The sequence below is a fragment of the Anaerocolumna sp. AGMB13025 genome (genome assembly GCF_029689925.1).
In the GTDB taxonomy this organism is placed as follows: domain Bacteria; phylum Bacillota; class Clostridia; order Lachnospirales; family Lachnospiraceae; genus Anaerocolumna.
The window spans coordinates 6042401-6057670 of the sequence record NZ_CP121445.1 but is presented as its reverse complement, the minus strand read 5'-3'; the positions used below and the strand labels follow the sequence as shown (position 1 = coordinate 6057670).

10 protein-coding genes are annotated in these 15270 nt (G+C 38.3%); all 10 read left to right on the top strand.

From position 1 onward, the window contains the following. Positions 1-236: 236 nt before the first annotated feature. The 10 genes from QA584_RS25145 (at position 237) to uvrA (ending at position 15175) form a co-directional block, all read left to right on the top strand. Positions 237-1028 carry a hypothetical protein gene (locus tag QA584_RS25145; RefSeq protein ID WP_278271849.1) on the top strand — a complete coding sequence of 264 codons (792 nt, stop codon included), beginning with the start codon at positions 237-239 and terminating at the stop codon, positions 1026-1028. A gap of 206 nt (positions 1029-1234) precedes the next feature. After that, positions 1235-2107, top strand: a complete 873-nt coding sequence (locus tag QA584_RS25140; protein ID WP_278271848.1) for a YitT family protein — start codon at positions 1235-1237, stop codon at positions 2105-2107. 197 nt (positions 2108-2304) lie between these two features. After that, positions 2305-3417: an ABC transporter ATP-binding protein gene (locus QA584_RS25135; RefSeq protein ID WP_278271847.1), complete on the top strand. Its 1113-nt coding sequence runs from the start codon at positions 2305-2307 to the stop codon at positions 3415-3417. Positions 3418-3811: 394 nt separating this feature from the next. After that, a complete protein-coding gene (locus QA584_RS25130) occupies positions 3812-4900 on the top strand; it encodes a PucR family transcriptional regulator (RefSeq protein ID WP_278271846.1) in 1089 nt (362 codons plus the stop codon). A gap of 46 nt (positions 4901-4946) precedes the next feature. Further along, positions 4947-5633: a cell division ATP-binding protein FtsE gene (gene ftsE / locus QA584_RS25125; protein ID WP_278275235.1), complete on the top strand. Its 687-nt coding sequence runs from the start codon at positions 4947-4949 to the stop codon at positions 5631-5633. Then, the gene (ftsX, locus tag QA584_RS25120) at positions 5623-6537 is read left to right on the top strand and encodes a permease-like cell division protein FtsX (protein ID WP_278271845.1); all 915 of its coding nucleotides are present in this window, start codon (positions 5623-5625) and stop codon (positions 6535-6537) included. Before ftsE ends, ftsX begins: the two co-directional genes overlap by 11 nt. 53 nt (positions 6538-6590) lie before the next feature. Next, positions 6591-7931 carry a murein hydrolase activator EnvC family protein gene (locus QA584_RS25115; protein ID WP_278271844.1) on the top strand — a complete coding sequence of 447 codons (1341 nt, stop codon included), beginning with the start codon at positions 6591-6593 and terminating at the stop codon, positions 7929-7931. 154 nt (positions 7932-8085) lie between these two features. Then, entirely contained in the window at positions 8086-9348 is a 1263-nt protein-coding gene (locus QA584_RS25110; RefSeq protein WP_278271843.1) for a S41 family peptidase, read from the top strand. Positions 9349-10262: 914 nt separating this feature from the next. Next, the gene (uvrB, locus tag QA584_RS25105; RefSeq protein ID WP_278271842.1) at positions 10263-12248 is read left to right on the top strand and encodes an excinuclease ABC subunit UvrB; all 1986 of its coding nucleotides are present in this window, start codon (positions 10263-10265) and stop codon (positions 12246-12248) included. Between the two features lie 65 nt (positions 12249-12313). Next, on the top strand, positions 12314-15175 hold the full coding sequence (uvrA, locus tag QA584_RS25100) for an excinuclease ABC subunit UvrA (protein ID WP_278271841.1): 2862 nt from the start codon (positions 12314-12316) through the stop codon (positions 15173-15175). Positions 15176-15270 lie beyond the last annotated feature (95 nt).

The following is a 15270-nucleotide window of genomic DNA, read 5'->3' as shown; positions in this document are numbered from 1 at the left end:
ATATAGCAGAATGCCCCAAATAGATCTTTCACTGATCTTATGGGGCATTTTTTAAAATCAATAAATTCTATAAATTCTCTAAAAAGAGTTGATGATAACAGCCTTATTTCACTCATGGGGATAGAACATATATGGCCACAAACAATTAGAATAAAGTGTTGGAATTAATAGGATATTATTGCTATAATATATGAAATAGAATATGATGTGCAACAGGTTAAAGGTGGGAGGAAGAGTTGAAAAGAGCAGAAGGAATATCTGATAATAAGACAAAACCGAAGAACACTGGGACATCCTTTATGCAGGAAATAACGGAAGCGGATTATAAGAATAATGAGAAATATCCAGTCACTTTTATAAATCCCAACTTCGGACATCTGGATAAAGAAAGTGAAGCGGATAAAAAATGGGAAATAGATTACGCAAACAGGCAAAGGATGATAAAAAAGAAGAGAAGAAATAGGAGGTCCATTGCCTTAGGGATATTAACCACCTCAATAATGCTGCTTTTTACAATATCAGTTATAAAGGAAAAAAATAAAAGAGATATCCTGGAAGCTGATAAGAAAGAATATCTTAACCAACTGTATGTCCAATGTAATCAAGGTGTAAAAGCACTGGATAACATTGAATTTGTTGAGGAAGGTCTTGGTAACTATGAATTATTTACGGACTCTTTGAAAGCAATCATAAACTTAGATAATGAAAATAGTAATATGGAACGTATAATTACCGGTTTTTCCGCCTTTCATCTGACTATGGAGCAGATTTATCAGAATATGACGAATGGGCAGGAAGTCTACCAGTATGAAGCATTTGATGCGGATAATAAGTTATCGGAAATTGAAAAACAATATCTCACCAATATACGTTATGATTTTATGACACTCTGTGACGCTATATATACGAAAGGAAATTTTAATAACCTGAAACCCGAGGAAATCGATCATTTATTTTCTTATTTTATAAAGAAATATCAAACCAACAGTGATATTCGGACATTTTCCGGGAAATACAGCGGTAAATAGTTATGGGACCGCTTAATACAGGGTATAATACCTGTATAAGAGATTACATTTTGCCTCTTTAATGCTTTAACAAGCTGCCTTGGAGAGCTTGTCTTTCTATATTAATTTTGATATACTACAAATTGGTGCGCTATACATTATTTGGTATGCTGAGGGACTAAGCTCCCAATTGCACCTCTTAAATTAAATGAAAAGGCGAAGGGAAAATGGAAAAAATATTTAAAAAAACGAAAGCAGGACATTATCTGCTGATCATTGTCGGCACTTTACTTATGGCAGCCTCAGTCAATCTGGTCTATGATCCTTTGGAAATGGTTACCGGAGGTGTCACCGGTCTGGCAATCGTAATAAAAAAAGTCACCAGTATATGGATAAAGGGCGGCGTACCAATCTGGCTGACGAATATACTGCTTAATATCCCGCTGTTTATAACTGCCTGGCTCGTACGGGGAAAAACCTTTTTAAAGAATACTTTCTTTGCAACGGTCAGTCTGAGTGTGGCATTATATATTGTTCCGCCTTTTGATATTGTTCATGAGGATTATCTCCTTGCAGCCGTTTTCGGCGGAGTCCTTGGCGGCGCCGGGTTAGGTCTGGTTTTTGTCACCTTAGCTTCCACAGGGGGTACGGATCTTTTGGCTATGGTAATCCATAAATTCAAACCTTATTATACGGTTCCACAGATTTTGACGGTAATTGACGGCATAATTGTGCTGGCCGGTGTTATCAGTTTTGGACTTCATAAAGCGTTATATGCAATTATAGCGGTATTTATTACAGCAAAAGTCTCCGATGGCATACTTGAGGGTCTTAAATTTGCCAAAATGGCTTATATTATTTCAGATTATTATGATGAAATTGCCAGGGTTATCTTAAAAGAACTGGATCGTGGCGTAACCGGAATATCAGCCACTGGAATGTATTCCAATAAAGATAAAAAAATGCTTTTCTGTGTAGTATCTAAAAAAGAAATCGTGGAATTAACTGATATTGTGGCAAAAATCGACCCAAAAGCCTTTATTATCGTAAGTGATGCCAGAGAGGTAATGGGTGAGGGTTTTAGAGAATATAGACAGTAATTTTATAGAAAATTATAAGAAAAATCGGTAAAAGTACTTATTTTGAAAATGAATATACAAATTATACAAAAGGGCAAAAATTAATTTGTTTAATTGAGATATGGCGTTACAAGTGCTAATAGTGTATGATAAGTCATATAGTAATAGTACAAGATAGTGTACTCAAAAAGACATAAAATTTAGGGAGGAAATGAAAAATGGCAAGTTTATCTTTAAAAAATATTAACAAGACATATCCTAATGGTTTTGTAGCTGTTAAAGATTTTAATCTTGAAGTAGCTGATAAGGAGTTCATCATCTTTGTAGGACCCTCTGGTTGCGGTAAATCAACAACTCTTCGTATGATAGCAGGTCTGGAAGAAATTTCAGCCGGTGAATTATGGATCGCTGATAAATTAGTTAATGATGTAGAACCTAAGGACAGAGATATCGCGATGGTTTTCCAGAACTACGCTTTGTATCCTCATATGTCAGTTTATGATAACATGGCATTCGGTCTTAAATTAAGAAAAACTCCTAAGGATCAAATAGATAAATTAGTTCACGAAGCTGCTAAAATCCTTGATATCGAACATCTCTTAGACCGTAAACCGAAGGCTTTATCCGGTGGTCAGAGACAGCGTGTTGCTATGGGTCGTGCCATCGTACGTAATCCTAAAGTATTCCTTATGGATGAACCGTTATCAAACCTGGATGCTAAGTTAAGGGTGCAGATGCGTATCGAGATTTCCAAGTTACATCAGAATTTACAGACAACAATCATCTATGTAACACATGACCAGACAGAAGCTATGACACTTGGTACCAGAATCGTTGTTATGAAAGATGGCGTTATTCAGCAGGTAGATTCTCCTCAAAACCTTTACAATGCTCCGAATAACTTATTCGTTGCTGGATTCATCGGATCTCCTCAGATGAATATGGTTGACGCAAAAGTTGTTAAATCCGGTTCTGACGTTTTATTATCCTTTGGAACAAATTCCATTAAGGTACCGGAAGCAAGAGCTAAGAAATTAATCGATGGCGGATATGAAAACAAAGTAGTTGTATTCGGAATCCGTCCGGAAGATGTAAAAGACGAAGAAATGTTTATCAGCAGTTCTCCTGACAGTGTTGTTGAAGCTACTGTTAAGGTATACGAATTATTAGGTGCTGAAGTTAACTTATACTTCGCTGTTGATGAATATGATATTACAGCTCGTGTTAATCCAAGAACTACTGCAAGACCTGGTGATACAATTAAAATTGCATTCGATTTAACTAAGATGCATTTATTTGATAAGGAAACAGAACAAGTAATTTCTCACTAATACTATAAAGAATAATAATATAAGAGGACGGTCCTTGCGTTATAAGTTTTTAACTTATAAGTAAGGGGCGTCCTCTTATTATTCATAGAAATTTCTTTAAACTTCCCAATGAAATAATAAGCCCTCCAGGCAGGATGCGCATGACGTTTAAGGGGAAGGTGTCACTGACGTTATATAAGGACCGTATCTGATTGTCGAATTTTGCGTTGTGATGTATAGTTCAGTCAATAAACTAAATTGAAAAACTTGGGTTTTGACAGTATTGTACGAAATTTTAATAATATTTTATATTTTTTTAGTTTACTTTCGACGAAATCAATGTTAAAATTAGCGTATGAAAATTTAGTTTTTTAATAATAATAAAAAAAAGCAGCTTACAGAAGGAGTGTATGATATGATTTCGAATCAAATTCTACAGAATACCATCGAAGGACTGAAAGCGATTACCAGAGTAGACCTGTGTGTTATGGATACCGAGGGTAAAGCTTTGGCAACTACTATAAATAATGCTGACGAATATGAGAGCGCAGTATTGACGTTTGTGGAATCCCCGGCAGACAGCCAGGTGCTGCAGGGATATCAGTTCTTTAAGGTTTTTGATGAACATCAGCTTGAATATGTGATATTGGCAAAAGGTGACAGTGATGATGTATATATGGTTGGCAAGATAGCTTCTTTCCAGATACAGAATTTACTGGTAGCTTATAAAGAAAGATATGATAAGGACAACTTCATTAAGAATCTGTTATTAGACAACTTATTATTGGTAGATATCTATAACCGTGCGAAAAAGCTACACATCGAAACCGATGTCAGAAGAGTTGTATTTATCATAGAAACCAAGAATGAGAAGGACGTCAATGCCCTTGAAACCGTAAGAGGTTTATTCTCCGGCAAGACAAAAGACTTTATCACTGCGGTAGATGAAAAGAATATAATTCTTGTAAAAGAATTAAAACAGAATGAAACCTATGATGATATGCATAAGACCGCAAGGGTAATCTTAGACATGCTGAATACGGAAGCAATGACCAAAGTACATGTATCCTTTGGTACCATTGTAAACGAAATCAAAGATGTATCCAGATCCTATAAAGAAGCTAAGATGGCACTGGACGTAGGAAAGATTTTCTACAGCAGCCGCAATGTGGTAGCTTATAGTAACTTAGGAATCGGCCGTCTGATTTATCAGTTGCCGATGCCGTTATGCAAGATGTTCATTAAAGAGATCTTTGACGGAAAATCCCCAGATGAATTTGATGAAGAAACTTTAACTACTATCAATAAGTTCTTTGAGAACAGCTTAAATGTATCAGAAACTTCAAGACAGCTTTACATCCACCGTAATACACTGGTTTATCGTCTTGATAAACTGCAGAAGAGCACCAATTTAGACCTTAGGGTATTTGAAGACGCTATTACCTTTAAGATTGCACTGATGGTTGTGAAATACATGAAATATATGGAGACTTTGGAGTATTAAAATGGCTTATGATTTAAAAAAACAGCTAAAAGACATGGATGCTCCCGTGATTAACTTCGAGCAGGTGTCTAAAACATATCAAAAAGGTACCCCTGCTATCAACAATGTCAGTTTACAAATTCGCAAGGGCGAATTTGTATTCATTGTTGGCAGCAGCGGCTCCGGCAAATCCACCATGATAAAACTTATGCTAAAGGAAATCGAACCAACAACCGGCAAGGTTTTCGTAAACTATAAGGATTTATCCAGATTAAGGCACGGTCAGGTGGCAAAGTACCGCCGCAGCATTGGGGTGGTATTCCAAAACTTCCGTCTGTTAAAGGACCGGAATGTATATGAGAATGTTGCATTTGCCCAAAGAGTAATTGAAATGCCAAACAGTTCCATCAGGAGGCAGGTTCCAGCTATGCTCTCTGTGGTAGGTCTGGCGGATAAACAAAAAGCCCTCCCCAGCCAATTATCCGGTGGTGAGCAGCAAAGAGTGGCACTGGCAAGGGCTCTTGTTAATAATCCTGTTATTTTACTGGCCGATGAGCCCACCGGTAATTTAGACCCTAAGAATTCCTGGGAAATCATGAAGCTTTTAGATGAAATTAATAAAAGAGGAACTACGGTGGTTGTGGTTACCCATAACAGTGATATCGTAGATAAGATGCAGAAGAGAGTGATCACCATGAGTAAAGGCATTCTGATCAGTGATGAGCAAAAAGGTGGGTATACCCATGCGTATTAGTACATTTTTCTATAGTTTAAAGCAAGGAATTAAGAATATACATAGAAACCGAATGTTTTCCCTGGCCTCCATCGGCACGATTACGGCTTGTCTGTTTTTATTTGGCATATTTTATTTTGTAGTAGCTAATTTTCAATATATGGTAAAAACAGCCGAGACTTCTGTTGGGGTAACGGTTTTTTTTGATGCCGGAGTCAGCGAAGACCAGATTAAGCAAATTGGTGAAGAAATCAAATCCAGAGCGGAAGTTTCTAAGATTGAATATATTTCAGCGGAGGAAACCTGGAAGAATTATAAAGAAAAATATCTCAAACCGGAGCTTGCACAAACCTTTGGGGATGATAACCCATTAGCAGATTCTGCGTCCTATTCGGTTTACTTAAATGATGTATCCATGCAGAAGTCCCTGGTTACGTACATACAAGACCTTGACGGTGTAAGACAGGTCAATCATTCCGATTCCGTTGCCAATACCTTTAAAACCTTCAATGCTTTGGTGGGCTATGTTTCAGCGGCAATTATCATAATTTTGCTGGCAGTAGCTATATTTTTAATAAGTACTACGGTCACCATGGGAATTGCAATTCGGAAAGAAGAAATTTCTATTATGAAATTAATCGGGGCTACCGATACCTTTATCAGAGCACCTTTTATAGTAGAAGGTGTAATCATCGGTATTATTGGTGCACTTTTACCCGTTACCGGATTATATTTCATTTATCATAAAGTAATATCATATATTACTGAAAAGTACATAAATATATTTCATGCATTTAAGTTTTTGGAAGCACCGGAGATTTTCTCCAAACTGGTTCCCATATCCTTGGGTATCGGAATCGGAATTGGACTGATCGGAAGCTATATGACAGTAAGAAGGCATTTAAGACGCAATGAAGCGTTGTAACCTGAGTTAAGCGGTGAACCTATGAGAAGTCATGCAAATGGGAGAAGAACGTTATGGAGAAAAAGCCTTTAAAAGACCTTATTGCCAGAGCATTAAAGCTTACTGGAAAAAAGAAATTACAAGGTATACTTATAATATTGTCGGTTATAATGTTAGTAAGCTCTCTTAGTTTCCCTTCCCTTGCCAATGAAATTGACAAGGCTAAGGATGCTAAGTCTGACCTTGAGAGAAAGAAACAGGAAACAGAATCAAGATTATCGGAATTAGAAAAGGAAAAGGGCGATATACTTAAATATATCGAAGAATTAGATAAGGAATTAAGCAACTTAGCCGATGAAATTGATTCGTTGAACGGTGACATTAAAAAGACAGGTGTCTCTTTGGAGAATGCGAAAAAGGAATTAAAAGCTGCCAAAGCAGTTGAGCAGGAACAATATAACATAATGAAAAAACGGATACAATACATGTATGAGAACGGTAATACGGAATATATCGAAATTATTATGAAATCCGATACGATTTCCGATATGTTAAATCAGGTTGAATACATGTCTAAAATTACGGAATTTGACAACAATCTTTTGGATAACTATAAAAAACTGAAACAGGATGTGGCGGATAAAGAAAAAAAGCTGGAAGCAAAAGTTGCCGAATTAAATGCATTAAAAGAAGAGCTGACTTATGAACAAGGGACGGTTAAAAAATTAGCCTCAGATAAAAATAAAGAACTGGCTAAATATGAGGCCAGCATTGATGAAACACAGGCTCTTTCCGCCGACTATACCAATAAACTAAACGAGCAGGAAGATCTGATCGAACAATTACTGGAAGCAGAAAGAAAACGTGTGGAAGAAGAGGAACGTAAGAAAAAGGAAGCAGAGGAACGCAGGAGAAAGGAAGAAGAAAGAAAACGACAGGAAGAAGCAGCTAAGAATAATAACGATTCAGAACAAAACGATGATTCCGGTCAGGATACCTCTTCCGGAGGTCCGGTTAATACCGGGGGCTTTACCTGGCCCTGCCCGTCCAGTACCCGTATTACCTCAACCTTTGGAAATAGGGAACAACCAACGGAAGGCGCAAGTACCTACCATAAAGGAATTGATATCGGTGCAAGCACCGGAAGTAATATTGTAGCGGCAGGAAGCGGTTCTGTTGTCACGGCGGCCTATAGTGTATCTGCAGGTAATTACATCATGATTTACCATGGTGATGGAGTCTATACCGTATATATGCATTGCTCTAAATTACTGGTTTCCGTCGGCGACGAGGTCACTAAGGGGCAGACCATTGCCCTGGTAGGATCAACGGGAATTTCTACCGGTTCCCATTTACACTTTGGAGTTACTGTAAATGGTACATATGTAAATCCGCTGAATTATGTAAGTTATTAGATTTTTTTCATGTTAGCTGCAGGGGGAGTTTTTATTTATAAAAAACATTTACTTCCCCGTAGATAGAGTAAAGGATTAATATTTTAGTAAGTCTGGTTAACGTTTGCATTTTATATTATGCAAGCGCCCCGCTAAAAGATAAGGAGAGCGAACTATGAAGAATAAATTTATGTCTGGATTTTTATCAGGATTAGCAGGCGCACTATTTATTTTTACAATCGTACTGACAATTTATGTTACCCAGGTTGAGGGCAGAGATTCAAAAAGCCCGGAAGCAAATGTTGCCAGTGAACAAAACAATGGTACGGCTAAAGCCACTGAAGTAAAAGAAACATCTTCAGATGAAGTCATGCAAAAAATAAATAAGCTTGAAACCCTGATTGATAAGTTTTACATGGAGAAAGTGGATGACAGCAAGTTAGCGGATGGTATTTATAAAGGTCTGCTTGCAAGTCTTGGTGACCCATATTCCTGTTATTATACGGCAGATGAGTATAAAGCCCTGATGGAGTCCACCGGTGGTGTTTATTGCGGAATCGGTGCTACGGTGACTCAGAATGTGACCACTGGTATTATTACCATAGTAAAGCCCTTCCTGAACGGACCGGCCCATGCGGCAGGAATTTTACCCGGGGATATTGTATATAAGGTTAACGGTGAAGAAGTAACCGGGAAAGATTTAACCGAAGTAGTAAGCAAGATCAAAGGAGAGGAAGGGACCAAAGCGGAGATAACCATTGTCCGTGAAGGAGAAACAAAGCCCATGGAGTTTTCCATACCCAGAAAAACCGTGGAAGTTCCTACCATCGAATATGAGATGTTAGACAATAAAATCGGCTATATTGCAGTTTCTGAATTCGACGAAGTTACGGCAGAACAGTTCCGTAAAGCTGTCAATGACTTAGAAAAACAAGGCGAAAAAGGTCTGGTTATTGATATCCGTAATAATCCGGGAGGATTGCTGGATACGGTATGCGACATGCTTGACCGGATGCTGCCCAAAGGTTTAATTGTATATACGGAAGATAAGTATGGCAAGAGAGAAGAAAAATTCTCTGACGCCAAAGAAGAGTTTAATAAACCGTTAGCAGTTCTGATTAATGGAAACAGCGCCAGTGCTTCGGAAATATTTGCAGGTGCAATACAGGATTACAAACGTGGTACCATTGTTGGGACCACCAGTTTTGGTAAGGGTATCGTACAGTCTATTATCCCTTTATCTGACGGCACCGCAATTAAAGTTACAGTTTCTAAGTATTTCACTCCTAACGGTAAAAACATTCATAAGATTGGTATCAAACCGGATGTGACCGTAGATTTGAAAGAAAAACTAAAAAAAGAGGTAGTCATTAAGAAAGAAGAAGATAACCAGCTTCAGAAAGCAATTCAGGTTATTAAGGATCAGATAAAGAAATAAGGGGTATTGAAGGATAAAGGGTATTGAAGAATAAGGGGTATTGAAGAATAAAGGGTTTTGAGAAATAAAGGGTTTTGAAGAAAGAATATTGAAGAATAAAGGATACTAAAAACAAGGGATATAGTAATAAAGGTATAAAGAAATATAATTAAAACCAACAATTTTTTAGGCATTTGTAATCCGGAGGTTATTCATTAACTGATTTTAGGCAGTTGATAGGAATAAATCCGTTAGATTTACAAATGCCTTTTTCATATTATAGCAGCAAATTGGTGAATTCACTGCTTAGCGACTATTTACTTAATGATGATGATTATAATTCATTAAGTTATTTGGTTATTAGATAAAGTTACACAGTATGTTAATGCTTAAGATATTACATATTATAGAAATTATGGCAGAACAGACATTCGAAAATATGTTGCGTTTGAAAACCAGATATGATATAATGACTAACGATTAGTTAAATCGATTAAAATAATACCTTTTGATATAGATGATATAAACCGTAGGGAATGCAAATATAAGGACTGGAGTAATTGAGAATCATCCTAATTAAATTTATAATCGACATTCATATTTATAATTGACATTCATATTTATAATCGACATTCATATTTATAAACGACATTCATATTTATAAACGATATTCATATTTATAATCGAAATTCATATTTATAACTGACATTCATATTTATAACCGATATTCACATTTACAATCGACTGTTGCAGTTATAGTGCATTCACAGTTATAATCGATATTCATGCCATTAATGTAAGATTAGAAGTATAACCATTGCAGAAAAGGCAGTGCAAGATATAATTCATATTCATATAAATAGCAGATATTTCTAAATCATGTAGTTTTATAACTGCTTGATTTCATGTAAGGATTAATAGAAAGGATAAAACAGATGAGTATTTTCAAGCTTGTTTCGGAATATGCACCAACAGGAGACCAACCGGAAGCGATAACCCAGTTGGTTAATGGTTTTAAAGAAGGTAATCAGTTTGAGACCCTGCTTGGTGTTACGGGTTCCGGTAAAACCTTTACCATGGCCAATGTAATACAGGCGCTGGATAAACCAACGTTGGTCATTGCCCATAACAAGACTTTAGCAGCTCAGTTATATGGAGAATTCAAGGAATTTTTCCCTGAGAATGCCGTAGAGTATTTTGTAAGTTATTATGATTATTACCAGCCGGAAGCCTATGTCCCTTCAACCGATACTTACATTGAAAAGGATTCCGCTATTAACGATGAGATTGATAAACTAAGGCACTCCGCTACCGCAGCCTTATCCGAACGTAAGGATGTCATTATCATTGCCAGCGTATCCTGTATTTATGGCTTGGGTGACCCTATAGATTATCAGGATATGGTAATTTCCCTAAGACCTGGTATGACAAAAGACAGGGACGAGGTTCTTAGAAAGCTGGTGGATCTTCAATATACCAGAAACAATATGGACTTTAAACGTGGTACCTTCCGTGTACATGGCGATGTGGTTGAGATATTTCCGGTGACTTCCGATGATCGTGCAATCCGTGTGGAATTCTTTGGTGATGAAGTCGACCGGATTAGTGAAATTGATGTATTAACCGGTGAAATCAAGTGCAGCCTGGAACATATTGCAATCTTCCCTGCTTCTCACTATGTAGTATCCCAGGACAAGCTTGAAGCTGCCATTAAGACTATTGAAGTCGAGCTGGAAGAAAGAATCCGGTACTTTAAGAGTGAAGATAAATTGCTGGAAGCCCAGAGAATCTCTGAGCGGACGAATTTTGATATCGAGATGTTACGGGAGACCGGATTTTGTTCTGGTATCGAGAACTATTCCAGACATTTATCCGGTTTGGAACCAGGAAGTACGCCCCATACTTTAATAGATTATTTTCCAGATGACTTCCTTATTATTGTAGATGAATCCCATATTACCATACCTCAGGTCAGGGGGATGTACGCCGGAGATCAGGCCAGAAAGAGTACCCTGGTGGATTTTGGTTTCCGCTTGCCGTCTGCTAAGGATAACAGACCTTTAAATTTTGAAGAATTTGAAAGTAAGATTAATCAGATGATGTTCGTATCCGCTACCCCTTCCGTTTATGAAAGAGATCATGAACTGATGCGCACAGAACAGATTATAAGACCTACCGGATTATTGGATCCGGAGATTTCCGTACGTCCCGTTAACGGACAGATAGATGACTTAGTCGGTGAAGTGAATAAGGAAGTAGCCAAAAAGAATAAGATACTGGTTACTACCTTAACAAAGCGTATGGCAGAAGATTTAACCGCTTATATGAGGGAAGTCGGCATTCGGGTAAAGTACCTTCATTCCGATATTGACACACTGGAACGTTCGGAAATTATTAGGGACATGAGATTGGATGTATTTGATGTTTTAGTTGGAATTAATCTGCTTAGAGAAGGACTTGATATACCTGAGATTACTTTAGTGGCAATACTGGATGCAGATAAGGAAGGTTTCTTACGTTCAGAAACTTCACTGATTCAGACCGTTGGACGAGCCGCTCGTAATTCAGAAGGCCGGGTTATCATGTATGCAGATAAAATAACGGATTCTATGGATAAGGCAATCTATGAAACCAACCGAAGAAGAGCAATCCAAAGCCAATATAATGAAGAACATGGAATTACTCCGACTACAATACAAAAGAAAGTACGGGAGTTAATCCGTATATCGAAAAAAGCAGACAAAGATTATTATAAGATGGATAAAGATCCGGAATCCATGAGCCGGAACGAACTTGAAGCAGTGGTTAAGAAGATTACCAAAGACATGCATACGGCAGCCGCCGAATTAAACTTTGAGCTGGCAGCCGAACTAAGAGATAGACTGCTTGAACTAAAAAAACAGTTAAATGATATGGAGTAGGACCAGGTAATTACGAAAGCTATGGAGCTTAAGCAGGTTAGTTATTGAAAGGTACAGGTGTTAAAATGGCTGAAAAGAAACATTATATTAAAATCAGAGGGGCAAAGGAACATAACCTTAAGAATATCAGTGTGAATATACCTCGGGATGAATTCGTTGTCCTGACGGGGCTAAGCGGTTCTGGTAAGTCCTCTTTGGCGTTTGATACAATCTATGCAGAAGGACAAAGAAGATATATGGAATCCTTATCTTCCTATGCCAGGCAGTTTTTAGGACAGATGGAAAAACCGAATGTGGAAAGCATTGAAGGTCTGTCCCCTGCTATATCCATAGATCAGAAATCTACTAACCGAAATCCCCGTTCCACGGTTGGAACCGTAACGGAGATTTATGATTATTTTCGTTTATTATATGCCAGAGTCGGTACGCCCCACTGCCCCAAATGCGGTAAGGAGATAAAGAAACAGACTGTTGACCAGATGGTGGACGAAATAATGCGTCTTGAAAGCGGCAGCAGGATTCAGCTGCTGGCTCCGGTAGTAAGAGGCAGAAAAGGTGAACATGTTAAATTATTTGAACAGGCCAAGAAAAGCGGATATGTCCGTGTTATGGTAGATGGTCACCTTTATGAATTATCCGAAGAGATTAAATTAGAAAAAAATATCAAACATAACATAGAAATCATTGTAGACCGTCTGATTGTAAAAGAAGGAATAGAAAAGAGGCTATCCGATTCTATCGAAAGTTCCCTGAAACTGGCAGAAGGTCTGTTGCTTGTAGATGTTCAGGATAAAGCACCTTTAACCTTTAGTCAGAACTTTGCCTGCCCGGACTGCGGTATCAGTATTGATGAAATTGAACCAAGGAGCTTTTCCTTTAATAATCCTTTTGGAGCCTGCCCGGAGTGCCATGGTATCGGCTTTAAGATGGAATTTGCAGAAGAACTTATAATACCTGACCATTCCCTGAGTCTGGCAGAAGGTGCCATTGCTGTATTAGGCTGGCAGTCGGCAGTTGATAAATCCAGTTATACCAGATGCACCCTGGAAGCACTGGCGAAGGAATATAAGTTTGATCTATATACACCATATAAAGATTTACCGGAGAAAATCAAATATGTCATAATGCACGGCACCGATGGCAGATCTGTAAAGGTTCATTATAAGGGACAACGTGGTGAAGGGGTATATGACGTAGCGTTTGAAGGTCTGATCCGTAACGTGGAAAGACGCTACCGGGAAACCGCCTCAGAATCCACCAGACAGGAATATGAAAGTTTCATGAGAACCACACCTTGTAAAGAATGCGGTGGTAAGCGTTTAAAGAAGGAATCCCTGGCGGTTACCATTAATAATAAAAATATCTCGGATGTAACGGAATACTCCATCCGTGATTTAAGTGACTTCATGAGTAAGTTAGAACTTACGCCGACCCAGCTTAAAATCGGAGAACTGGTACTTAAGGAAATCCGGGCAAGAGTAGGCTTCTTAATGGATGTTGGTCTTGACTACTTATCCTTATCTAGAGCTACCGGCTCCTTATCCGGTGGTGAAGCTCAGAGAATCCGACTGGCGACCCAGATTGGATCAGGTCTGGTAGGTGTTGCTTATATTCTGGATGAACCAAGTATCGGTCTTCATCAAAGAGACAATGATAAGCTTTTAAAGACTCTCAAAAACTTAAAAGAACTCGGCAATACCTTAATTGTGGTTGAGCATGACGAAGATACCATGTTTGCGGCAGATTATATAATCGATATCGGACCAGGAGCAGGAGAGCACGGTGGAGAAGTGATTGCTGCCGGTACGGCGGAAGAAATCATGAAAGTGGAAGAATCCATAACCGGAGCATATCTGAGCGGAAGGATAAAGATTCCCATTCCGGAGATTAGAAGACAACCAAGCGGATATATAACGATTAAAGGTGCCAAGGAGAATAATTTAAAGAATGTTACAGTGGATATCCCACTTGGAATAATGACCTGTATAACCGGAGTATCCGGTTCCGGTAAGAGCTCTCTGGTTACGGAGATATTGTATAAGCGTCTGGCAAGGGATCTTAACCGGGCCCGTTGTATTCCGGGCAAGCATGAGGATATGATTGGACTGGATAGACTGGATAAAGTAATTAATATTGACCAGTCACCGATTGGAAGAACACCCAGATCAAACCCTGCAACCTATACCGGTGTATTTGACCAGATCAGGGACTTATTCTCTGCTACACCGGATGCTAAGATGAAAGGTTACTCAAAAGGTCGCTTCAGCTTTAATGTAAAAGGCGGACGCTGTGAAGCCTGCAGCGGTGACGGAATTATAAAAATTGAGATGAACTTTTTACCGGATGTCTATGTACCTTGTGAAGTCTGCGGCGGAAAACGCTATAACCGTGAAACCCTGGAAGTAAGATATAAGGGAAAGAATATATACGATGTGCTTGATATGACGGTGGAAGAGGCCATGAAGTTCTTTGAGAATATGCCTTCCATCCGGCGAAAGATTGAAACCTTATATGACGTAGGTTTGTCTTATATCCGACTTGGACAGCCATCCACTACACTCTCCGGCGGGGAAGCCCAAAGAATCAAACTGGCAACGGAACTTAGCAAGCGCAGTACCGGTAAGACGATATACATTTTGGATGAACCGACAACCGGACTCCATTTTGCAGATGTCCACAAATTAATTGAAATCTTAAGAAGGCTTTCTGAGGGCGGCAATTCAGTGGTTGTAATCGAACACAACTTAGATGTAATTAAGACAGCGGATTATATTATCGATATGGGACCGGAAGGCGGAGATAAGGGTGGTACTGTCATCGCTAAGGGAACACCAGAAGAAATTGCTGAGAACAAGAATTCCTATACCGGTATTTATGTAAAAAGACAGCTGGAGGATTATCAGAAGGATAACTTAAAGGTAATATAGTAGTATTAAACTATGTAATAGAAAAAATATAAGCAAACGTTATTATACTTATTGTAGGCTATATAATAGTAAAAAAGTATGATACAACTAAAAAG